This window comes from Melioribacter sp. (assembly GCF_049325435.1).
Lineage (GTDB): Bacteria > Bacteroidota > Ignavibacteria > Ignavibacteriales > Melioribacteraceae > Melioribacter > Melioribacter roseus.
This window is the reverse complement of the sequence record NZ_JBMOLD010000010.1, coordinates 131057-153878: the sequence shown is the minus strand read 5'-3', so window position 1 is coordinate 153878 and position 22822 is coordinate 131057. Positions and strand designations below refer to the sequence as shown.

Below are 22822 nucleotides of genomic sequence, written 5' to 3'. Positions count from 1 at the left end.
AATGAAAAAAATAAATTTAATAACATTAGTGCTATTAACACTATTCACCGCAGGCAGCCTCTTTGCAGGCGGTGGTAGTCGTAATGGAACTGCCGGGGCATCTCAGCTTCTGGTTCCCGTCGGCGCGCGCGGTGTGTCGATGGCTGGAGCTACTCTGGTCGACGCCACGGGCGTGGAATCTCTCTACTGGAACCCGGCAAATTTGGCTCGCGGCGAGTATAATACTTATGCTCTCTTTTCTCATATGAACTATTTTGCCGACATTAATGTAGAATACGGAGCTGTTTCGACAAATATCGAAGGTCTTGGAGCTCTTGCATTCTCAATTAAATCAATTGCAGTGGGCGATATCCCGGTTACTACGGTTCAGAATCCCGACGGTACCGGTCAAACTTTCAGCCCTTCGTTCATTACTATCGGTATGACATATGCTCGAATGCTAAGCGATCGTATCTCGGTCGGTCTTACTACTAATATAGTATCCGAAAAAATAGACCTCGTTTCCGCTACGGGCATTGCATTCAACCTCGGTATTTCTTACCAAAACCTCGGAAATATCGACGGATTGAGCTTTGCAGTTGTGCTTAAAAACCTCGGTCCTCAAATGGATTACGACGGCAGCGGTCTTAACGTAAAGGCTATTTCGACCGACCTTTCTAGACCGACTCAGTACTACAAAATCGATGCGGCCTCATTTGAGTTGCCTTCGACTCTGGAACTGGCATTGGGTTACAATTATCAGTTCAACGAGACAAATTCTTTGATCGTTAACGGCGTTTTCCAGAACAGCAACTTCTACGGCGACGAATACAGATTCGGCGCAGAATACGCATATAACGATCTGTTCTTCATCCGCGGCGGTTATATGTTTATGCCGGAACTCGACAGCGACAGCAATACTTTCGGTTTGTCCGCCGGTTTCGGTATCAACTATAATCTAGGCGGTCTCGGTTTAAAACTCGATTACGCATTCAGACAGATGAAGTTCTTCAACGACAATCATGTATTTACTGTTACTTTAGGACTTTGATACGATTGTATAAATTTAAGCTGGAAGCCCTCGAACAGAGGGCTTCTGCTTTTTAAATGGGGCGCAAAAAATTTGATTATCTTTTTTCATTTCATTAAATATGTACAATGAAAATTATTATTGAGGTTATCCGGTAATGAAAAAGTTATTTTCTATATTCTTTATTCTATTTGCGGTTGAAATTTATGCTCAGGACGAGCTGGCTTTCGAATTCGATTACGCGCGATTCAAATACGACACATCTTCTGTTTATGTCGAGTTTTATTACGATTTGATGCCCTCAAAAATGACAGCTACGGAGGATCTTCAAATCGAAGCAATCGTTCATGTTGAAATTAAAGATGCAAACGCAGATACTATTTTCTTTAAGAGAGATTGGAAAATTGCCAATACGATCGATACCGCCAACAGTCTTAAGTCGTATACCGGCGTTGTCGGTATGGTTATGCCCGAAGGTAAGTATTCTTTATATATTAAAGCCTACGACGCAAACAAACCTTCGTTTTATAAAGAGATTAGAGAGACAATTGAGGCGATCCCCTTTACAAACGATAAATACGCTTTGAGCGATATTCAAATTGCTACGAATATAAAAAGAGAAGGGGCCAATCCGAATTCAATTTTCTATAAAAATACTCTGGAAGTAATTCCGAATCCTTCAATGATTTTTAGCAATAAAATGCCGGTGCTCTTTTATTATGCGGAATTATACAATTTGAAGCTCGAAGACCCTCAAGCCGATTTTACTCTTTACAAAGAGCTCTTTAACGGGATTGGCAATAAAGTAGGAGGGCAGTCGAGGAAAATCGCACAAAACGACAAACCTACAGTCGATATCGGGTTTTTTAACTTGTCCAAATTGCCTACCGACTCCTATACGTTAAAATTAAGTTTGGTAGACAACAAAACAAATCAGGGATATATTTCATCGAAGAGATTTTATTATTATAATCCTGATTTTGTCGATACGACTACTCATTACAGAATTAACCGGGGATTTGCCGGAAGCGAATTTGCAATAATGAACGCGGAAGACTGCGATAAGATGTTCGACCAGATTAAATACATAGCTTCGGGCAATGAAATTAATCAATATAAAAAGCTCGATTCTTTGAACGGCAAACGTGAATTTCTTTTTACTTTCTGGCAAAGAAGAGATCCCGACCCATCGACGCCCGTAAATGAATTTAAAGAAGATTACATGAGACGGGTTGAATACGTAAATCAAAACTTCAGCTACTATTCTCGCCCGGGATATCTTACCGACCGCGGTAGAGTCTACCTGGTCTACGGCGAACCCGACCAGCGCGACAGATACCCGAATCAATCGAATATGAAACCCTACGAAGTCTGGTTCTATAATCAAATTGAAGGTGGCGTTACTTTTATTTTCGGCGACGTGACGGGTTTTGGAAATTACGAGCTGCTCCATTCGGATAAACGCGGCGAAGTACGGGACGACAACTGGCAATACAGATTAAGAACTACTCAATAATAATGCCCGACAAAAATAAAATCGAATATTTCCTCTTCAGAAGTCTGGTAACGCTTTTTAATAAAATTGGTCTTAATCGTACCAGAAAATTAGCGCGCTTGATCGGCTATCTGTTTTATTATCTGATACCTATCAGAAAATCTACTGTTTTGAGCAACCTGCGAAAAGCTTTCCCGGATAAATCCGAAAAAGAAATTCATAATATTGCCCGGCAAAACTATATACACATGTCGATAACTTTTGCCGAACTGATGATTTTACCGTCGCTGCAAGATTCTGACATAAGAAACGAAATTGTTTTTGATAATAGAGAGCGCGTCGAAAGCGTGATAAAAAATGATAAAGGAACGATTCTGCTAACGGGGCACTTCGGCAATTGGGAAATTATTATGTCGGCTCTGGCGGTGAATGTACATGCGGTATATAACGTATTGGTTAAGCCGCAGCGGAATGTTTATATAACGGAGTGGCTCGAGCGCACTCGAAATCGCGGCAGCGCAAGAGTTATTCCCGTCGGACTTTCGGTTAAGCAAATATTCAGCGCATTGAAAAACGGCGAGGTGGTTGGTATTGCCGGCGACCAGAGAGGACCGGCGGACGCCCCTCGATTCCGCTTCTTCGATGTACAAACGGCATTGAATACGGGAGCTGCGGCTTTCGCGCTCAAAACGGGTTGCGATATCCTGTTGCTGGTGGCTGTCCGCCAGCCGGATTTCAAATATAAAATCTACGCCAATAGAATGGAATACGATGCGCTGCCGGGCAGTTACGACGAAAAGTTAATTGCCATAACGCAAAAATATATCTCCTTTCTCGAAAGCTACGTAAAAAAATATCCTTCCCAGTATTTCTGGATGCATAAAATATGGAAATATTGAACGGGGGCGAGAAAATACTGGTTATACAGACCGCTTTTCTGGGCGACGCAATTCTGACGCTTCCCTTGATTCGGAAATTAAAAGATTCTTTCCCCGACGGCGTTATTGACGTACTTACGATTCCTCAATCGAAACAAATTTTTGAATACTCGCCTTATGTGAACGACCTTATTTTGTATGACAAAAGAAGGGATAAGTCGTTGAAGGCTTTGTTCCGAGTAGTTAAAGAAATACGAAACAGGGAATATACGCGACTTTATTCGCCTCACCGTTCTTTTCGGTCATCGCTAATTGCCCTGATGTCCGGAAGTCAGTTCAGGGCGGGCTTCGATAAAGCAGTGATGAGTTTCGTATATAATTATCAAGCGGAATACAACAACGCCGTTCACGAAGTTCAAAGAAACTTAAGACTGATAGGTTTCGCCGAGAATGACGATTCCTGGAAAATATTTCCGGAATTTGTAATTGAAGAAAAAGTATTGGTAAAAATAAAATCGTTTCTCCCTTCTTCGGAAAAGAAAGTGATTTGTTTGGCGCCCGGTTCTGTATGGTATACAAAAAGATATCCCAGATTCGACGAAGTAATAAAAAAGCTAATTGAAGAGAATTATTTTGTCATTTTAATAGGAGGATCGGAAGACGTTTCGCTGTGTGACAGTTTGAGCGAGGGGTACGTCGAAACGGATTTAATTTCTTTGGCGGGGAAATTAACGGTTGTTGAAAGCGTGGCTCTGTTGATGAACTGCGACGCTCTGATTTCAAACGACAGCGCGCCGGTGCATATGGCAATGGCTACCGATACGCCCGTTGTTGACGTTTATTGTTCTACAATACCCGATTTCGGTTTCTATCCTTACTCGCGTTTCAGCTCTGTTGTTTCTTACGACGGGCTCGAATGCAAACCGTGCGGCATTCACGGACATAAATCCTGCCCCATTAAAACGTTCGATTGCGGGCATCTTCTCGATCCGGACATTATTATTCACGAAATGGAACGCCTGCTGATTCAAAAGCAAAAATCGAACTAAATTGTTATTTTAAGAGCGTGTATATACGGAACTATTGATGAACTGGCTTAGCTTAAAAAAATTGAAAAAAGTTTTCTTCCTGCTTACACCGAACATCCCCGATTCGGGCACTAAGACTTACAAGCTCAGTTTACTCCGCGCAAGCGCGTATGTTTTTATTTATACCGTCGTAGCCTGGTTCTTTCTGATTTTCATACTTTCGATAACTCCGCTCAAAAATTTTATGTTTGTACTGGATAATCAGGAACTGAAACTCCAGCGCGAAAAGATAAACGAACTTCAGGGTAAAGTGAATTTTCTTACATCTCAACTGGAGAAGATTGCTTCCACCAACGAAAAATTAAAGTATGCCATGATGCTGGCGAACGCCGATTCTTCCGATACAACCCGGGCTATCTACGATTCGCTTCGAAAAAACATAAAAAAGAAAATTGAACCGGGCGGTAATATTCTGAAAGCGATTTCATTGTTATATTACAAATTTTTCGAACAGAAGAATGATACCGGGAAAACGATCGTTTTTTTCGCTCCCGCCAGAGGCGTTATCACGAATAAATTTAATCCTGCCGAAGGGCATATGGGGCTCGATTTGGGCTTAAAAGAAGGAAGTCCGGTTTATGCCGCCGCGGGCGGACTGGTCGTCTTTGCCGACTATACGATAGAATACGGATACACTATGATTATTCAACACGATAACGATTATATCTCAATGTACAAGCACTGCGCCGCTCTTTTGAAGAAACCTCAACAATATGTGGTCGCAGGCGAATTAATTGCTCTCAGCGGTAATTCGGGTACGCAAACCACCGGTCCTCATCTACATTTTGAATTGTGGTTCAAAGGCAAGCCGGTCGACCCGGAAAAATATATTCAAGTAAAATAGGAGTTTGTATGGCATTGAAAAAAGAAATTCACGAAGAAGAAGTAAGCATTATCAGCAACGGAGTAAGGATAGAAGGCAATATTAACAGCGAAGGAAACGTTAGGATTGACGGTATTGTTAAGGGAAATCTTTCGGTTAACGGAAATTTGACAATGGGCGAACAGGCTCAGGTAATAGGGGAAATTAAAGCCCGTAATGTAATTACAAATGGAAAAGTAGAAGGCAAAATCATTGCCGCCGAAAAATTGCGCCTCGAATCGAAAGCGGTAATAAAAGGAGATATTGTTTCGAGAGTATTAATTGTGGAAGAAGGCGCTGTCTTCGACGGCAACAGCAGTATGAATGCCTCAAAACAACCGGATGAAAAAAAACAATAATACATCGTCCAAACTTACAGAGACCTACAAAAATATAGGTCCGTATCTTGGTTTGGGTACGCAGCTGGCTGCAACAATAATTTTAATGTTCTTTTTAGGCAGGTGGCTCGACGAAAAATTCGAATTACATCCCTGGTTGACGATTGTTTTTTCGTTTTTCGGAGGATTTGCCGGAATTTATAATTTTATTAATGCGGTTATGACTCTGAACAAGAAAAAAAATAATGATTAAATCGATAAAAAATATATTGATTCTCTATCTGGCTTTGAACTTGGCTGTCTTTGCAGTATTTCTTGCGGGAATCATCAATACGGGTCTTTTTATCTCAGTTATGACGCCAAGCGGCATTGTTTTGGTAAATTTTATCATTTTTTCAATTTTATATAGAAAATCTGACGGCAAAAGTAACAAAAATTTTCTTCTATATAACCTCGGAGGAATGGGACTCCGGATGGTTTTGGTTCTGCTCCTGATTTTTCTTTCTTTAAAATTCTTGAAAATTGATAAATATGGGTTTATATTTGCATTCTTTATATGGTATATTTTGTTTTTGATAGTGGAGATTAAAGCCGTAAAGGCAAAAGCGGACGCAATAAAAGGTAAATAATTCGATATGTGGTATAATACCTCGGCAGTAACGGACACATTAAAAGCGGCGGAATCGGGAGGAAATGATTCCGGCTGGATAATGCATCATATCCTCGATTCGAGGGAACTCGATTTCGAACCCTTTGGCGTTATTCATCTGCCGGAAATTCATCTCTTCGGAATCGATCTGTCGATTACCAAGCATGTTGTATTTATGTGGCTTGCCGCCTTGTTATTGATTTTAATCTTCTGGAAAGTTTCGAAAGCTTATCGCAAATCGAAAGTGCCGCACGGAATTTCCAATTTAATGGAAGTGCTGGTTGTCTTTGTCCGGGATGAAATTGCGCGTCCTACAATCGGCAGCGGCTACGAGAAATTTCTCCCATATCTTTTGACGGTCTTTTTCTTTATTCTCACGTGTAATTTCCTGGGACTTGTACCCTATGCCGCTACCGCAACTAGCAATATAGCCGTAACGGCTACCTTGGCGACTATGTCGTTTATTGTCATTCAAGTCGGCGGCATGATAAAAAACGGGGTTTTCGGCTATTTCAAAGGTCTTATTCCGCACGGCATTCCGTTCTGGCTGATACCGATTATGTTCGTAGTGGAAATTTTGGGATTGTTTACTAAGCCTTTTGCATTGGCTATTCGTCTTTTTGCCAACATGACTGCGGGACATATCGTAATTCTGGCGTTATTGGGATTAATCTTTATACTTAAAACATATATTGTTGTGCCTGTATCCGTAGCGTTTGCGCTATTTATTTATTTGCTGGAAATTCTGGTCGCTTTAATACAGGCGTATATCTTTACCATGCTTTCATCCCTGTTCATCGGGATGGCATATCATCAGGAACATTAATTAATAACAGATATTAAAGGAGGAATTAAATGGATTTCGCATACTTAGCAGCCGGTTTCGGAGCAGCTTTAACAGTTATCGGCGGTGCTTTCGGCATCGGTAAATTAGCCAGCTCTGCAATGGAAGCCAGCGGTCGTCAACCCGAAGCGGCAGGCGACATCAGAACTTCTATGATTATTGCCGCGGCATTAATCGAAGGTATTTCGCTCTTTGCTTTGGTTATTTGTATTCTTCTGGCGCTTAAATAATTTTTTGCTCTTTTATTTAAGGAATTTTAATAATGATACTTGGAAAGACATTAGGTTTGCTTCTCTTCAGCGCCGGCGAAGCTCCGGGCAGTCCTCTCGATGTTAATCCCGGACTAATCATCTGGACGCTCGTTACCGTAGCTCTTTTGCTGATTATTTTAAAGAAGCTCGCTTGGAAGCCGATTCTCAATTCCTTAAATGAAAGGGAAAATTTTATACGGGAATCTCTCGAAAAAGCGGAAAAAGCCAGAATCGAGGCTGAAAAACTCTTCGAGCAAAATAAAGAGAATCTCAAGAAAGCCGAAGCCGAAGCTCAAAAAATTATTGAGCAGGGTCGTCAATATGCCGACAAATTGAGAGACCAAATTCTCGAAGACAGCAAACAACAGGCTAAAAGAATGATCGAAGAGGCTACTCAGGAAATAGAACGTAAAAATGCAGAGGCTTTTTCGAAACTGAAAGACCAGGTGGCAGATATTGCCGTTTCAGCCGCCGAAAAGATTTTGAGAGAGAATCTCGATAAAGAAAAACAAGTTAAAATAATTGCCAAGTATCTGGAAGACCTGTCGAAGAATTGATATGAGCGTTTACAGAGTCGCATATCGCTATGCTAATTCGCTTTTCGGACTGTTGCTAGAAAAAGCAAAAGACAACGAGGCTTTGCTCGACGAAACGGCTTCGTATGTCAATTTGGTCTATAATACGCTCGAAGCGTCCAAAGAGCTCAGAACGATTCTGAAAAATCCCGTTGTCAAACAGTCCGATAAAAAGGCGATTTTACATTCGATTTTCGAAAATAAAACGCCTAAGCTCATTATTGATTTTATCGATTTCGTCCTTGAAAAAAACAGACAGGACATTCTCAAAGAAATTATGCGCGAATTCCTTTCTTTATACGACGAGAAAAAAGGAATTCTGAGAACCAGGGTAACCACCGCAGTTGAAATCCCCGAGGATCTGAAAAAGGAATTGAAAGATAATCTCGAAAAGGTTACTCGTAAAAATGTAATTCCTTCTTACAGTATTGACGAAAAAATATTGGGCGGATTCCAGGCTCAGTACGGAGATACTATTATAGATGCGTCCGTAAAGAGTCAATTGGAACGCCTCAGAAAAAAATTATCGGAAGATATTAGTTTATCGAACAATTAGGAAAGAAAAATGGTAGAAATCAGACCTGACGAAGTATCGGCAATTTTACGAAAACAACTTGCCGGCTACGATAACGAAGTTGAAGTTTACGACGTCGGAACGGTGTTGCAGGTAGGCGACGGTATTGCTCGTATTTATGGTTTGTCGAAAGTTATGGCGAGCGAATTGGTTGAATTTCCCAACGACGTTATCGGAATGGTGCTCAACTTGGAAGAAGACAGCGTAGGCTGCGTTCTCTTTGGCGAGTCGAGTTTAATTAAAGAAGGCGATACGGTTAAAAGAACAAAACGCGTCGCATCTTTTCCCGTTGGCGATAAACTTCTGGGTAGAGTAGTCGACCCTCTGGGTCAGCCGCTCGACGGCAAAGGCGCCATTCAGTTCGAAAAATACGCGCCGATCGAAAGAAAAGCTCTCGGCGTTATTCAGCGCCAGCCCGTCAAAGAACCGCTTCAAACCGGTATCACAGCTATCGATTCGATGATCCCGATCGGACGCGGACAAAGAGAATTGATTATCGGCGATCGTCAGACTGGTAAAACTGCCATTGCAATTGACACGATTATTAATCAAAAATATACTCATACCGAAGAAGCAAAAAAGTACGGCGTTAAACCGGTTTATTGTATTTACGTTGCTATCGGGCAGAAAAATTCCACGGTAGCTCAGGTAGTGGCAAAACTCGAAGAAAACGGCGCAATGGAATATACTACTGTAGTTTCGGCTCCGGCTTCTACGCCAGCTCCTTTACAATATATTGCTCCATATGCGGGAACGGCTCTGGGCGAATATTTCAGAGATACGGGACGTCATGCTCTGGTAATTTACGACGACTTGTCGAAACAAGCTGCGGCTTACAGGGAATTGTCGCTTCTTCTGAGAAGACCTCCGGGACGCGAGGCTTATCCCGGCGACGTCTTCTATCTTCACTCTCGTTTATTGGAGCGCGCTTCAAAATTGAGCGAAGACCTCGGCGGAGGAAGTCTTACTGCCTTGCCCGTTATCGAAACCCAGCAGGGAGACGTTTCGGCATATATCCCGACTAACGTAATATCGATTACAGACGGTCAGATTTATCTCGAACCGAATTTGTTCAATGCGGGCGTGCGTCCTGCCATCAACGTCGGTATATCGGTTTCCCGCGTTGGCGGCAACGCTCAAATCAAAGCAATGAAAAAAGTTGCAGGCTCGCTGAAGCTCGATTTGGCTCAGTACCGCGAACTGGAAGCGTTCGCAAAATTCGGCTCCGACCTCGACAAAGCGACTCAAAGAACGCTGGCTAAAGGAGCGCGTCTGGTCGAATTGCTTAAGCAGGGACAGTATGCGCCTCTGCCGGTTGAAAAACAGATCGTCAGCGTTTTTATCGGAACCAATGATTATCTCGAAACGATCGAAGTGAAAGACGTAAAGAGATTCGAAAAAGAATTTCATGAATATGTGGAATTGAAATATCCCCAGATTTATGAAAACATCCGTTCCACAAAAGAACTTAAAGAAGACACCGTTGAACTGCTGAAAAAAGCAGCCGACGAATTTTTACAAAAATTCAATAAATCCTGATTCTAAAGAATGGCAACGCTTAGGGACATAAAAAGAAGAATTGTCGGCGTAAAAAGTACGCAGCAGATAACCAAAGCCATGAAAATGGTCGCTGCGGCGCGTCTGCGTCGTGCGCAGGAAAATATAATAAATGCGCGCCCGTATTCGCGCAAAATTTCCGAAGTGTTGTCGCACCTCTTAAATATCGAAAAGAATTTCAGCCACCCGTTATTGACCGAGCGCAAAGTCGAAAATGTGGCGTTTGTTGTAGTTACATCCGACAGAGGACTTTGCGGAAGTTTTAATATGAATGTGATCCGAACCGCCGAAGACTTAATTCACGACGATTACAAAACATACTACGACGAAGGTAAACTTGAGCTTTATTGCGTGGGTAAGAAAGGGCTCGATTATTTCAAAAAGCGGAATTACAACGTGGCTGGAGCTCACCCCGGAATTTTTTCACGCTTGAAATTTGAATTTGCTTCCGGCTTGATTAAAGAATTGACTCATAAATTTATCAACGGGCAAATCGACAGGGTTGTGGTTGTTTACAACGAATTCAGATCGATTATTCAGCAAAAAACCGTTGCGGAACAATTACTGCCCATAACGCCTTTTGCCGAAGAAAATCACGAAGTTAAAGCGGCTGAATATATATACGAACCGGATAAATCGGGCATTATAAATTCATTGCTGCCCAAACATCTCAATTCGCAAATGTGGAAAGTACTGCTCGAATCGTACGCTGCGGAGTTGGGCGCAAGAATGACGGCCATGGATATGGCTACCGAAAATGCCAAAGAATTGATAAGAAGCTTACAGATTACATATAATAAGGAACGTCAGGCTACTATTACACGAGAGATTATTGAAATTGTATCCGGAGCTAATGCGCTTAAAGAAGGATAAACCCGTTAGAATAGATGCCGGAACCGAATTAGTTTGATATTCATTACCTTTTTATTATCTTAATGAGAGTTGATTGAACATGCTCGAAGAACTGACTGAAAAATTCGAACGGGTATTAAAGAAAGTAACCGGACAGGGACGGTTGACCGAAGAAAATATTTCCGAAACTCTTCGGGAAATTCGTCGTGTTCTTTTGGATGCCGACGTTAATTATAAGGTTGCAAAGCAATTTATTGAAGATGTCAAGGTTAAGGCTCTTGGGAAAGAAGTGCTTACTTCGATTACTCCCGGTCAGCTTATAACCAAGATTATATACGATGAATTGACCCGGCTGCTTGGCGGCAACGGAGCGGAAATTAAATTAAATCCCTCCGGTATTACGACAATTATGCTGATCGGTCTTCAGGGATGCGGTAAGACGACCTTTAGCGCCAAGTTAGCCAGGTTGTTGAAAAGTAAGAAACGCGATGTTCTTTTAGTTGCTGCCGACGTTTACCGTCCTGCGGCTGTTAATCAGTTGAAAATTCTCGGCAAACAGATCGATGTTCCGGTATTTTCAATTGACGACAGCAAGGATCCGGTAAAAATTGCCGAAGATGCGCTTGAATATGCCAGGCAGAATAAATTAAATACCGTTATTATCGACACGGCCGGAAGATTGCATATTGACGAAGAAATGATGCGGGAAGCAGCCGCTATTAAAGCAAAGGTTAATCCGACCGAAACTCTCTTCGTCGTCGATTCAATGACAGGTCAGGATGCGGTTAATTCAGCCAAGGCTTTTCATGAAAAAGTCGATTTCGACGGTATTGTAATTACAAAACTGGACGGCGATTCGCGGGGAGGATGCGTCCTTTCGATTCGGGCAGTCGTAGATCGTCCGGTGAAATTTGTTAGCGCAGGCGAAAAGCTCGATTCGATCGAAGTCTTTTATCCCGACAGGCTGGCTTCCAGAATCCTCGGTAAAGGGGATATTGTATCGCTCGTCGAAAAGGCTCAACAGCAGGTCGACGAAAAGGAAGCCGAAGAGCTGCAGAAAAAATTAATGGCAAATAAATTTGACTTCGACGATTTTTTGAAACAAATTAAGATGCTAAAAAAAATGGGTTCTTTGAAATCGATAATTTCAATGATACCCGGCGTCGGTTCGGCAATTAAAAATGCGGATATCGACGATAAACAATTGGTAAAAGTTGAATCGATAATTCAGTCGATGACTAAAGAAGAGCGCCGCAATCCGAAAATTCTCAACGGCAGTCGCCGCAAAAGAATAGCGCGCGGAAGCGGCAACACTATTCAGGACGTCAATCGGCTGATAAAGCAGTTTAACGAAATGCAGAAAATGATCAAGATGATCAATAAACAAAGCGGCGGCAGGGGGATGTTGAATTTGAAAAAATTTGGATTAAATTAAACATAAAGGAGGAATAAATAAATTGGCGGTTAAATTAAGACTGAAACGAATGGGAAAAAAAAGGCAGCCAATCTACAAAGTTGTAGCTGCCGATTCGAGATCACCGAGAGACGGTAAATTTATCGAAGCTATTGGAACTTATAATCCCAAAACTGAACCGGCTGCAGTTGAAATAAAAGAAGAACGCGCTCTCTACTGGCTGAATGTCGGAGCGCAACCGACTACAACGGTTCGCAATCTGCTTTCTGCTCAGGGAATTTTCTTGAAAAGACAGCTCCAGAAAAAAGGACTGTCTGAACAGGAAATCGAAGCGAAACTCGAAGAATGGAAAAAAATGAAACAAGTCGGTTTGGAAGCTAAATTGAGCAAGAAATCAGCTAAGTCGAAAAAAGAAGAAACTAAGTCGGAAGAAGTTAAATCTGAAGATTCGCAGGAAGCACAGGGTACTGCTTCCGAAGAAGCCTGAATCCGATGAAATTGGGGACAGGCGCTCTAAATTAGGTACCCGTTATTTACCAATATTATAGGTACTCTCATGAAGGAATTTATTGAATTTATCGCAAAGCACCTTGTGGACAATCCCGATACTGTACAGTTGGAAGAATCCACTCCCGACGAAAAGACTATCGAGCTTACTCTTAAAGTCGGCGCCGAAGATGTCGGTAAGGTAATCGGAAAACAGGGAAAAACTGCTCAAGCAATGCGTACATTGCTGACAGCTATCGCTGCCAAAGAAGGAAAACGCGCTATATTGAAAATCTTGGATTAATCGTTTGCTGCTGGATGCAACATCCTTCGGTGAATGATTTAATCTTGATTGCTGTTGTTAAATCCGTTGCGGACGAGCAAGGATTTTTTGCGGTAGATTCCTATTCCGATTTTATTGAGAGATTTTTCGACCTCGATTACGTTTATGCTGAATTTTTCGGCAACGTTAAACGTTTCGACGTCGAAGACTGTGTGGTTGAGGATGACCGTGTCTTGCTGAAATTAAAAGGCTTCGATACGGCTGAGGATGCGGCTTTGTTTATTGGCAAGAGTTTATACGTTGATGAAGAAAACAAAGTAGAACTCGACGATTTTACTTTCTTCATCCATGACTTGATTGGTAGTAAAGTCTACCGGGCGGGTCTTTTTGTAGGAGTCATTGAAGACGTATGGGTTCTTAAATCTAACGACGTTTATGTAATTAAAGACAGCGCCGGAAAAGAAATTCTTCTTCCGGCTCTTAAAGATTACATTAAAAAATTTGATGCTGTTAACAAAAGACTCGATTTAACAGACGACAGCGATTTGCTCTATGACAATGAGGATTGACGTTATATCGGCGGTGCCCGATTCTCTTACGAGCCCTTTGAATACGAGTATTCTGAAGCGAGCCCAGGATCGGAAAAAAGTTGAAATTTACGTCCATAATCTGCGCGATTATGCTTACGACAAGCATAAACAGATAGACGATAAGCCCTTTGGCGGCGGACCCGGCATGCTTCTTAAACCGGAACCGTTCTTTGAATGTATTGAAAAATTACTGGACCAGCGAAAATATGACCATATCATATTTCCTACTCCCGGCGGCAGGTTTTACGACCAGAAACTTGCCAATAAATTTTCGCTGGCTAATAACATTATGATTATTGCCGGTCATTATAAAGGAATCGACGACCGTGTAAGACAGAAATTTGCCACTGATGAGATTTCAATCGGCAATTATGTCTTGACGGGCGGCGAAATTGCGGCGCTGGTCATAATCGATTCGGTTGTGCGTTTGATTCCGGGAGTTTTAAACGACAGCGAATCGGCATTGAACGACTCGCTCATGGACGGGGACATTATCGAAGCTCCTTATTATACGCGCCCGGCAGTCTATAGAGGAATGGAAGTGCCCGAAGTATTACGCTCCGGCAACGAAAAAAAAATTAAGACGTGGAAAGAAGAGCAGTCGAAAATTTTAACGGAAAAATGGAAAAAAATAAATAATATGGAGTAGCAATGGATAAGATAAAAGAACTGACAGCTGAACAGTTACGAACCGACATACCCGAATTCAGAAGCGGAGACCGTATTAAAGTACACGTAAGAGTTATTGAAGGCGACAAAGAAAGAATTCAGCCTTTCGAAGGAGACGTCATCAACGTACGCGGCTCCGGCGCCGCTAAAACTTTTACGGTGCGCAAAATTGCAAGCGGCGTTGGCGTCGAAAGAATCTTCGCCTTCAATTCGCCCAGAATTGCCAAAATCGAAGTAATTCGACAAGGCAGAGTAAGACGCGCTAAACTTTATTACCTGCGCAATTTGTCGGGTAAAGCCGCTAAAATTAAAAGCAAGAATGTCAGATAATATTAAAAAAGAAAAGCCGCTTGATGAGCGGCTTTTTTTATCTATGCTATGAACTTATACGCGCCAAATAATATCTTTATTCAGATTTTTTCGAACGAACCCTCGGTTAAACAGAATTATAATGTCATTTCTTCTCCTTCGCCGATGGTGGTAAAAAATATTCTGAACGACAAAGATAGTATCGGACTCGTTCCCACGCTCGAATTAGTTAACAATAAAGAACTCTTTGTGTCTTCTAAAATCGGAATATCATTCGACGGCATATTGTCTTCGGCATATCTCTATTTTGTTAAAGGCGAAAGAACTGTCGATAAAATTCATCTTCGAGGCGACATATCCGTAAACGAAGCGTTGATTTCGAATATGCTTTTCGAGGAACGCTATTCTGTAACTCCGGAAATTATACTGGATACGTCTCGTGAAATCGACCCCGAGAAAGATTATCTTATAGCGGGCAACGAAAATTTCGTCGACGGTAAATTCAAAATAGGACTCAGCCTGGCGGATGAAATATCCGACCTTCTTAACTTGCCCTATGTCAACTATCTGCTGGTTTCAAAGAACAGTGAGAAACTCGAGGAGTTTAATAATACTTTTAAGAAAATCGACACGTTGATTGAAGACAATTTTGAGGATATTATCAACGCGCTCGAATTAAACGATGAAGTGAAAAATTACCTAACGGACAATTTTAATTCGATTTATTACGAATTGACTCCCAACGAGACCGAGGCTGTTCAGGAACTTATAAAGCTAGTTTACTATCACGGTATAATCGACGATATTTTTGACGTGAAATATGTTTAAAGCGCTCTTCTGAAAAATTTTTTTTAAAAAAAAGCTGCCGCGCGGGCAGCTTTTTTATATTAATCGAGCATAACGTGAGAATAAGTAATCACGTTCGGATTTTCTCTGATTTTTTCGAGCATTTCGTTGCTGAGAGGAGCTTTAAGTTTCATCGTACAACATGCTACCAGACCGCCGTCGAAAATAATGTTTTCGATCTCTTCGATGTTAATGTCCCCGTCTTTTATAATGTCGAGCACCGAAGCCAGCACGCCGGGTTTGTCGTAATGTTTAACCACGAGCTGATAGTGCGTATCGGGAGCTTTAGCTTTGTTGACCCAGTGTGCAATCACGCCGCTTTTAATATAGCCGAGAATTATATTTACTGTTTCTTCGGCTACCGCATTCTGAGCCTGTTCAGTCGACGCTCCTATATGATGCGTTACATAAACATTCTCGAGCTTTTGAAGTTTTGAAGAAACGCTTCCTTTTTTGTCTTCGGGTTCGTCTTTGAAAACGTCCAGACCTACGCGGAGATTTTTTTCTTTGACGGCTTTAATCAAGGCGTCTTCGTCTACAACGTCTGCCCTGGATGTATTAATAAAAATCGCGCCGTCTTTCATCATATTAAACATTTTTTCGTTGAAGAGTCCTTTTGTTTCCGGAGTTGACGGAAGGTGCACCGAAACTACGTCGGCAATCGGCAAAACTTTATCGAATTCGGAAAAGTCTTTAACTCCGTAGCCTTCGATTCTCGAAATATCTTTTGCGTAGATGTTCATACCGAGGGCTTGAGCGCGTTTGGCTACTTCCTTGCCAATATGCCCGTAACCGACGATTGCAAGCGTCCTGCCGTGCAATCCCTTAGCTTTCGAATATTCGGCTTTATTCCATTTCCCTTCTCTGAAATCGATAACGTTATTAGGGATGCGTCTGTCGCATGCAATCATTAATCCGATTGCAAGTTCGGCTACCGCTATGGCGTTTTTGCCGGGGCAATTTGCCACGTAGATTCCTTTTTTGTTTGCCGCGGGAATATTGATATTGTTTACTCCTGCGCCTGCCCGAACGATTAAATTCAGATTCAGCGATTTTTCGATTGTCTCTGCGCTGACTACTGTTGAACGCACTACAAGGCAATCGACTTCCCTGGCGGCTTCCGGAAGGTCTTTTTCTCCCAGATTCGGATTGTAGATCACTTCAATCCCGGCTTCCTCGAGTTTTTTAATGTACTGCTCGGGAAATTTGTCGGCAATTAATACTTTCATTTTAGATTTATCCTGTATTTGTTAATGATTACCGTTTATTAATCATCGGAATGTTAATATTAAATTTCAAAGCGTTTTCAATTGCTCTTTCGTAGCCCGCATCGGCATGTCGAACAATTCCCATGCCTGGGTCGTAAGTTAAAACCCGTTCAAGTCGATGTTCAGCTTCGGGCGTGCCGTCTGCAACTATTACCATTCCTGCGTGAATCGATTTGCCAATGCCGACTCCTCCTCCGTGGTGAACGGAAACCCAGCTAGCGCCGCCTATGGCATTCAGCAGCGCGTTCAAAACTGGCCAATCCGCTATAGCGTCGCTGCCGTCTTTCATTCCTTCCGTTTCGCGATTTGGAGAAGCCACCGAACCGCAGTCCAGGTGGTCTCTGCCGATTACAATCGGAGCCTTTACTTTTCTTTCAGCGACAAGCTTGTTGAATATTTTTCCCATTTTGGCTCTTTCCCCGTAACCGAGCCAGCAGATGCGAGCCGGTAGACCTTGAAAGTGAACTTTTTTGCCCGCCATTTCAATCCAGCGAACGAGCTTTTTGTCTTCGGGAAACGCTTCGATAACGGCTTGGTCGGTAACGTAAATATCTTCGGGATCGCCGCTCAATGCTGCCCATCTGAAGGGACCTTTGCCGTCGCAAAACAGGGGTCGTATGTATTCGGGTACGAATCCCGGTATGTCAAAAGCGTTTTCCACGCCGTTTTCTTTCGCTTCGCCGCGTATATTGTTGCCGTAGTCGAAAGCCACCGCGCCTCTTCTTTGAAATTCAAGCAACGCCCTGACATGTTCAACTATTGTTTTCTTTGCCAGCGAAATATATTTTTCCGGGTCTTGTTTCCTCAGGTTCAATGCTTCTTGCAAACTCATGCCCATCGGCACATAGCCGTTCAGCGTATCGTGCGCCGAGGTCTGGTCGGTAACAATATCTGGAATGATATCTCTTTTCAAAATTTCCGGTAATACATCGCCGGCGTTGCCGACCAACCCGACGGAGAGCGCTTGTTTGTTTTCCTTGGCTTCGAGCGTAAGTTTCAACGCTTCATCCAGATCGTAAGTCATCTTATCGATATACCCTGTATCGAGTCGTTTTTGAATTCTTGAAGGATCGACGTCGATGCCCAGGAATGCGGCGCCGTTCATAGTAGCGGCGAGAGGCTGAGCTCCGCCCATACCGCCGAGTCCGGCAGTCAAAAGAAATTTTCCCGATAAAGAACCGTTAAAATATTTGTCGGCGCAAGCGGCAAAAGTTTCGTATGTTCCCTGAAGTATTCCCTGCGTACCGATATAAATCCAGCTGCCTGCTGTCATTTGACCGTACATCGTTAGTCCCAATCCTTCGAGTCGCCTGAATTCGTCCCACGTTGCCCAATCGGGAACAAGCATCGAATTCGAGATGATAACTCGCGGCGCATTTTCATGGGTTCTGAAAACCGCCGCCGGTTTACCCGACTGAATTAATAAAGTCTCGTCGTTGTTTAATTCTTTCAGCGTTTTAACAATAGCGTCAAAGCTCTCCCAGTTGCGGGCAGCTTTGCCCGAGCCGCCGTAGACTATCAGGTCTTCGGGTCGTTCAGCTACTTCCGGATCCAGGTTGTTCATAAGCATGCGCATTGCCGCTTCCTGAACCCAGCCTTTACAGGTCAGCTTTGTGCCTGTAGGCGCTTTGATTATTCTTTCAGTCATTAAAATGTGTCTCTATAATGTTTTTATATTGTTTGTAGAGAGGTTTGTAAATCCATTTTTTTATAAAACCCGCGTTTTTTATCTGCTTTTCAAGATGTTTTTCATTTTCTTTCAGTCGGAATACGAGTTTTGTCTTTTCGTCTTTCGTAAGCTTTACGGGATTGCCGTCGCTTTCCAATTTTTGAAGCAGAGAATTGAAGGTTTTGATTTCATTGTAAAATCTGTCGTCGGTCGACATCTGCTTAATGATTGTTTTACAAAATGTTATTAATAATTTTTTTTCGTTTTTGTCGAATTCGTAAGAATAATTTTTGAATAGCGGTTTTGCCATAATTATACCTTTAATGATAGTAGTTTTTCTCTCATCTTTTGAAAACCGGGTTTAATTACATTGTAAATATAATATAATCGTTCCTTGTATGGAATAAAGGATGATTTCATCGCATTTATATTGAGTTTTTCGATATCGTCCAGGTTAAGACCGAACAGTTCGCTGGCGATAGTGTATTCTTTTGTAAGAGTAGTATCGCTCATCAGGCGGTCGTCTGTATTTAGAAAGACTCTGAATTTTTCACGGAATAATATGATGAACGGATGGTTTTCGAGTTTGTCGACTGCGCCCGTATGGACATTGCTCAAGAGGCAGATTTCCAGCGGTAGTCGTGTGTCGAGTATATATTGCGCCAGTTCGCCCAGTCGCACTACGTTTCCATCCTTGTCAAAAACAATATCTTCTACGAGGCGGGTAGCGTGACCGATTCTGTGCGCTCCGCAAATTTGAATTGCCTGCCAAATCGATTCTTTGCCGAACGCCTCTCCTGCGTGAATGGTGATATTGAAATTTTTCTGTTTGATATATTGAAAAGCGTCGAGATGCTTTTTGGGAGGATATCCGCCTTCTTCGCCAGCAAGGTCGAATCCGACTACACCCTGGTTTCTGTAATTGACTGCCAATTCGGCAATCTCGAGTGTGTTTTTCATATTTCTCATTCCGCATAAAATCAAACCGTAACCGACCCCAAAATCTCTTTTGCCTTCTTCCAAGCCTTCGAGAACCGCATCGATAACGTCTTCATAATAAAGACCTTTTTGCGTGTGAAACACCGGAGCAAAACGAGTTTCGACGTAGCAGACGCCGTCTTTTTTCATATCTTCGAGCATTTCATAAGCGACTCTTTTAAGAGCTTCCTTTGTTTGCATTACGGTGCATGTGTGCTCAAAACCCTGAAGATATTCGACAAGATTGCCTTTATTGGCGCCGCGGTGGAACCATTCAGCCAGTTCCGACGGATCGGTTGTGGGTAATTTTTTATATCCTATTTCTTTCGCCAGATCGATAATCGTCTGCGGTCTCAATCCGCCGTCCAGGTGGTCGTGAAGCATTACTTTGGGTACGTTTCTTATAATTTCTTCGGTTTTCATTTTATCCTCTTTTAGTTTCAAAAATATCCTTTTAACGCTCTAAAATCAATTTGCCGTGCAAAAGAAATGAAGTATGTGGGAAAGGCAATTCAATAATTAAGGGATTGAAAAAAATCTTGACTTAGGAATCCTAAATTGGTTATTTTTCGAGGTATTATTTAAGATAAAAATCAGGAGTATCAATGAAAAAAGCGCTTATTTTTATTAGTATTTTGGGAATGGCTTTGGGTATTACTGCATTTCAGTGTGCTTCGGCGGAATTGACAGGCGCAAAGCTTTATATTAATCAAAAACAATACGAAAAAGCCAAAGAAGCCCTCCAGAAAGAGATTGCAAAGAATCCGAACAGCGACGAAGGCTGGTACCTTCTGGGATATATTTACGGCGAAGAAGGCAACATTCCCGAAATGTTAAATGCATTCGATAAATCTTTATCAATCAGCGACAAATTCAAAAGTCAGATAGAAGAATCGAAGAAATATTATTGGGCAACGAGTTTCAACAAAGGAGTTAATCTGTTCAATAAAGCCAGCAATGCGGCCGCTCAGGATACAATGCAAATGTTTTTCGAACAGGCTGCCGAGCAGTTCAACAATTCGATACTTTGCGAGCCCGATTCCTCGGTGGGCTATATCAATCTGGTATACACTTACCTGAATATGAATAAAATCGACGATGCAATCGAACCTCTCGAAAAATTGACCGCCATGGGATCTTCGGCGGAGTCATTCGCAATGCTAGGTCAAATTTATACAGAAAAGGGCAACACGTTATTCGATTCGTATAACGAAACAAAAAACGAGCAGGACAGCGTTAAAGCTTACGAATATTTCGACAAAGCAATTGCGGTGCTAGAAAAGGGAAGGGATTTATTCCCCGACGACAACGAAATATTGTTGAGACTTTCGAACGCATACATTTCGGCTAACAAACTCGACGTAGCTCTCGACGCATTCAAAAAAGGCGTTGAAAAAGATCCCGGAAATAAATTTTATCAATATAACCTGGCTGTCCTTTTATTAAATTCCAATGATTTCGAGGGCGCGGAAGAGCATTTCAAAAAGGCTGTGGAAATCGACCCGAATTATACTAATGCGATTTACAATCTGGCTGTAACCTATATTCGATGGGGAGCTCAAATACGCGAAGAAATGGAAGAGAAAGGCGAAGTGGACGAAGCGAAATTTAAAGAAAAATTCCAGGCGGCTATCCCTTATCTTGAAAAATACCTGGAAGAAAATCCGAACGAAGCGACTATTTGGGAATTATTGGGTAAAGTTTATGCCAATCTCGGTAACGAAGAAAAATCCGCTGAAGCTTTCAATAAAGCGGATCAGCTAAGACAATAAAATTACTATGCCGGGGGAGGCTGTCTCCCCCGGATTTCTTTCCTCTTAAATATAAACTCCCCTACAAACAGGAGCGGCAATGGAACAAAACGAAAAGAAACCTCAGCAAATAAACATCGAATTGGGCGAAAAAGAAGCCGAAGGCATTTACTCCAACCTGGCAATAATTACTCATTCTCCCGCGGAATTTGTAATCGATTTCACTAGAGTTGTGCCCGGAGTGCCGAAAGCAAAGGTGCTTGCCAGAATAATTACTACGCCGCAGCATGCAAAAATGTTAATGCGCGCGCTTAAAGACAATATCGAAAAATTCGAAGCCCGTTTCGGTGAAATTAGAATCGACGCGCACACTTCCCCCCAGTACGGTTTTATTAATCCGGACAAGGAAAACAAAGTAAATTAAATCCGCTCCGAACCGGCTCTAAAAAATTTTGATTGAGGAAATCGAAATAATTAGTTACTTTTATTTTGTCCTCAATTAGGGCTGGTAAAACAAATCGGAGCTGCAATGAAAAAGACCATTCTCCTGGCTCTTCTGCTGGCGGTAACTATAAATGCACAGCAGGGGATCTCCATACAATTAGATGTATTTCAGGACCTCGCTACTATTGACCTGGCCGCTTTCTTTCCCGAAGGTAACATTAACAATCAACCTCGAATTATGAGAGTTTCAATCTTTCCGGAAAATACGGAAGTTGTCGTGGAAGGAATTGTTGAATGGAAAAGAGAGATTAATACTGAATTTGAGCAGGTGACATATTTTATCACGAAGCCGTTTCTATCCAGAACTTTTTATAATGATGAAATCGAAAAAAGCGAGATTAAGACAGAAGTAGAAATAACGAACGACAAACTAAAAGAGGAATTAATTAAAATTGGCAAACCAAAAGGTATTTTTCACATATTTTTCAGAGTAACTGAAATTAATACGGGCGAGCAAGCAGAAGACGAAAGAGTCTTTACTTTTCTGAATCCGACCCCGCCTGAAATTACATCGCCCCTTGAAAATGAAGAAGTCGACATCGGCAGCATAATAGTTACCTGGGATCAGTCAATCGGCGCAAGCGGCTATATAATAAGAGCAAACTTTATGGATGAAAATGCCACACCGGAAGACGCTCTCAATTCCGGCGAACCTCTGGTAGACGATCTCGAAGTAGAATCCGGCGTTACGCAAATCAATTTGACGGAAAGCGCCACAAGAGAAATTTTACCGGACACTAATATTGTGGTATCGGTTACGGCTAAAATTGAAGGCGCGGGCGAAGTAATACGGTTGGCAAGTCAGCCGAGGGTTTTCAGAACGTCTTCTTCTCCCGGCGGCGGAGCTGCGGCAGTTCGTCCCGTAAACCCGGAAGTCCTGCGATTGGCAAATTTTCTGCAAAATAAAGTAAGCTCCGAATTTGTAAATAAATTGCTAAACGGCGAGATAAGCCCGGATGAAATCAAAATTTTCGACGCCGAAGGTAATCAGCTCGGTTTTAGCGATTTGAATGCTATACTCGATTATCTCGATCAAAACGGACAATCAATTATATCAATAGATTTTAATAACAGGTGATTACT

The 22822-nt window shown here is 42.1% G+C and carries 28 protein-coding genes; 24 read left to right on the top strand and 4 right to left on the bottom strand.

All coding sequences use genetic code 11. The features are described from left to right. Window position 1 precedes the first annotated feature (1 nt). From ACOYVE_RS07470 to ACOYVE_RS07370, 21 genes are all read left to right on the top strand, one after another. The gene (locus ACOYVE_RS07470; RefSeq protein WP_422881435.1) at window positions 2-1030 is read left to right on the top strand and encodes a PorV/PorQ family protein; all 1029 of its coding nucleotides are present in this window, start codon (window positions 2-4) and stop codon (window positions 1028-1030) included. A gap of 136 nt (window positions 1031-1166) precedes the next feature. Further along, window positions 1167-2525, top strand: coding sequence for a GWxTD domain-containing protein (locus tag ACOYVE_RS07465; protein WP_014854964.1), 1359 nt, complete (start codon window positions 1167-1169; stop codon window positions 2523-2525). A gap of 2 nt (window positions 2526-2527) precedes the next feature. Then, on the top strand, window positions 2528-3403 hold the full coding sequence (locus tag ACOYVE_RS07460; protein WP_014854963.1) for a lysophospholipid acyltransferase family protein: 876 nt from the start codon (window positions 2528-2530) through the stop codon (window positions 3401-3403). Next, window positions 3391-4431, top strand: a complete 1041-nt coding sequence (locus ACOYVE_RS07455) for a glycosyltransferase family 9 protein (protein WP_014854962.1) — start codon at window positions 3391-3393, stop codon at window positions 4429-4431. Before ACOYVE_RS07460 ends, ACOYVE_RS07455 begins: the two co-directional genes overlap by 13 nt. A gap of 37 nt (window positions 4432-4468) precedes the next feature. After that, the gene (locus tag ACOYVE_RS07450) at window positions 4469-5314 is read left to right on the top strand and encodes a M23 family metallopeptidase (RefSeq protein ID WP_014854961.1); all 846 of its coding nucleotides are present in this window, start codon (window positions 4469-4471) and stop codon (window positions 5312-5314) included. Window positions 5315-5322: 8 nt separating this feature from the next. Continuing rightward, window positions 5323-5691: a bactofilin family protein gene (locus ACOYVE_RS07445; protein ID WP_014854960.1), complete on the top strand. Its 369-nt coding sequence runs from the start codon at window positions 5323-5325 to the stop codon at window positions 5689-5691. Next, on the top strand, window positions 5675-5923 hold the full coding sequence (locus tag ACOYVE_RS07440; protein ID WP_041355698.1) for an AtpZ/AtpI family protein: 249 nt from the start codon (window positions 5675-5677) through the stop codon (window positions 5921-5923). The genes ACOYVE_RS07445 and ACOYVE_RS07440 overlap by 17 nt, the downstream gene beginning before the upstream one ends. Continuing rightward, window positions 5916-6299, top strand: coding sequence for a hypothetical protein (locus ACOYVE_RS07435; RefSeq protein ID WP_014854958.1), 384 nt, complete (start codon window positions 5916-5918; stop codon window positions 6297-6299). The genes ACOYVE_RS07440 and ACOYVE_RS07435 overlap by 8 nt, the downstream gene beginning before the upstream one ends. A gap of 6 nt (window positions 6300-6305) precedes the next feature. Then, window positions 6306-7145 carry a F0F1 ATP synthase subunit A gene (gene atpB, locus ACOYVE_RS07430; RefSeq protein WP_014854957.1) on the top strand — a complete coding sequence of 280 codons (840 nt, stop codon included), beginning with the start codon at window positions 6306-6308 and terminating at the stop codon, window positions 7143-7145. Window positions 7146-7174: 29 nt separating this feature from the next. Further along, a complete protein-coding gene (gene atpE, locus ACOYVE_RS07425) occupies window positions 7175-7393 on the top strand; it encodes an ATP synthase F0 subunit C (RefSeq protein ID WP_014854956.1) in 219 nt (72 codons plus the stop codon). Between the two features lie 32 nt (window positions 7394-7425). Next, a complete protein-coding gene (gene atpF / locus ACOYVE_RS07420) occupies window positions 7426-7971 on the top strand; it encodes a F0F1 ATP synthase subunit B (protein ID WP_014854955.1) in 546 nt (181 codons plus the stop codon). Window position 7972: 1 nt separating this feature from the next. Further along, window positions 7973-8545, top strand: coding sequence for an ATP synthase F1 subunit delta (atpH, locus tag ACOYVE_RS07415; protein ID WP_014854954.1), 573 nt, complete (start codon window positions 7973-7975; stop codon window positions 8543-8545). Window positions 8546-8554: 9 nt separating this feature from the next. Next, window positions 8555-10102 carry a F0F1 ATP synthase subunit alpha gene (gene atpA / locus ACOYVE_RS07410; protein ID WP_014854953.1) on the top strand — a complete coding sequence of 516 codons (1548 nt, stop codon included), beginning with the start codon at window positions 8555-8557 and terminating at the stop codon, window positions 10100-10102. 9 nt (window positions 10103-10111) lie between these two features. Next, on the top strand, window positions 10112-10993 hold the full coding sequence (gene atpG, locus ACOYVE_RS07405; RefSeq protein ID WP_014854952.1) for an ATP synthase F1 subunit gamma: 882 nt from the start codon (window positions 10112-10114) through the stop codon (window positions 10991-10993). A 79-nt stretch (window positions 10994-11072) separates the two neighbouring features. After that, window positions 11073-12407 carry a signal recognition particle protein gene (gene ffh / locus ACOYVE_RS07400; RefSeq protein ID WP_014854951.1) on the top strand — a complete coding sequence of 445 codons (1335 nt, stop codon included), beginning with the start codon at window positions 11073-11075 and terminating at the stop codon, window positions 12405-12407. Between the two features lie 22 nt (window positions 12408-12429). Then, window positions 12430-12873, top strand: a complete 444-nt coding sequence (gene rpsP / locus ACOYVE_RS07395; protein ID WP_014854950.1) for a 30S ribosomal protein S16 — start codon at window positions 12430-12432, stop codon at window positions 12871-12873. 69 nt (window positions 12874-12942) lie between these two features. Continuing rightward, window positions 12943-13176 carry a KH domain-containing protein gene (locus ACOYVE_RS07390; protein WP_014854949.1) on the top strand — a complete coding sequence of 78 codons (234 nt, stop codon included), beginning with the start codon at window positions 12943-12945 and terminating at the stop codon, window positions 13174-13176. 29 nt (window positions 13177-13205) lie between these two features. Then, window positions 13206-13724: a ribosome maturation factor RimM gene (rimM, locus tag ACOYVE_RS07385; protein ID WP_157867277.1), complete on the top strand. Its 519-nt coding sequence runs from the start codon at window positions 13206-13208 to the stop codon at window positions 13722-13724. Continuing rightward, on the top strand, window positions 13714-14394 hold the full coding sequence (gene trmD / locus ACOYVE_RS07380; RefSeq protein WP_422881462.1) for a tRNA (guanosine(37)-N1)-methyltransferase TrmD: 681 nt from the start codon (window positions 13714-13716) through the stop codon (window positions 14392-14394). The genes rimM and trmD overlap by 11 nt, the downstream gene beginning before the upstream one ends. 2 nt (window positions 14395-14396) lie before the next feature. After that, complete coding sequence (gene rplS / locus ACOYVE_RS07375) at window positions 14397-14744, top strand: 50S ribosomal protein L19 (RefSeq protein WP_014854946.1); 348 nt, start codon at window positions 14397-14399, stop codon at window positions 14742-14744. Window positions 14745-14792: 48 nt separating this feature from the next. Continuing rightward, window positions 14793-15551: a hypothetical protein gene (locus tag ACOYVE_RS07370; RefSeq protein ID WP_014854945.1), complete on the top strand. Its 759-nt coding sequence runs from the start codon at window positions 14793-14795 to the stop codon at window positions 15549-15551. Window positions 15552-15610: 59 nt separating this feature from the next. On the opposite strand, the gene ACOYVE_RS07365 is transcribed toward ACOYVE_RS07370, so the two are convergent. Genes ACOYVE_RS07365 through ACOYVE_RS07350 form a run of 4 tightly spaced genes read right to left on the bottom strand, consistent with a single transcriptional unit; the run spans window position 15611 to window position 19907 of the window. After that, window positions 15611-16798, bottom strand: a complete 1188-nt coding sequence (locus tag ACOYVE_RS07365) for an NAD(P)-dependent oxidoreductase (protein WP_014854944.1) — start codon at window positions 16796-16798, stop codon at window positions 15611-15613. A 28-nt stretch (window positions 16799-16826) separates the two neighbouring features. Next, on the bottom strand, window positions 16827-18485 hold the full coding sequence (gene hutU / locus ACOYVE_RS07360) for a urocanate hydratase (RefSeq protein WP_014854943.1): 1659 nt from the start codon (window positions 18483-18485) through the stop codon (window positions 16827-16829). Next, entirely contained in the window at window positions 18478-18816 is a 339-nt protein-coding gene (locus ACOYVE_RS07355) for a hypothetical protein (protein WP_422881430.1), read from the bottom strand. The genes hutU and ACOYVE_RS07355 overlap by 8 nt, the downstream gene beginning before the upstream one ends. A 2-nt stretch (window positions 18817-18818) precedes the next feature. Continuing rightward, a complete protein-coding gene (locus ACOYVE_RS07350) occupies window positions 18819-19907 on the bottom strand; it encodes an adenosine deaminase (RefSeq protein WP_051015842.1) in 1089 nt (362 codons plus the stop codon). A 182-nt stretch (window positions 19908-20089) separates the two neighbouring features. Here ACOYVE_RS07350 and ACOYVE_RS07345 point away from each other — a divergent pair, with 182 nt between their 5' ends. The 3 genes from ACOYVE_RS07345 to ACOYVE_RS07335 all read left to right on the top strand — a co-directional run bounded on the left by ACOYVE_RS07345 (window position 20090) and on the right by ACOYVE_RS07335 (window position 22817). Then, window positions 20090-21256: a tetratricopeptide repeat protein gene (locus ACOYVE_RS07345; protein ID WP_014854940.1), complete on the top strand. Its 1167-nt coding sequence runs from the start codon at window positions 20090-20092 to the stop codon at window positions 21254-21256. 79 nt (window positions 21257-21335) lie between these two features. Beyond that, a complete protein-coding gene (locus ACOYVE_RS07340; RefSeq protein ID WP_014854939.1) occupies window positions 21336-21659 on the top strand; it encodes a DUF3467 domain-containing protein in 324 nt (107 codons plus the stop codon). Between the two features lie 105 nt (window positions 21660-21764). Then, window positions 21765-22817 carry a hypothetical protein gene (locus tag ACOYVE_RS07335; protein WP_014854938.1) on the top strand — a complete coding sequence of 351 codons (1053 nt, stop codon included), beginning with the start codon at window positions 21765-21767 and terminating at the stop codon, window positions 22815-22817. The last annotated feature ends 5 nt before the right edge of the window (window positions 22818-22822 follow it).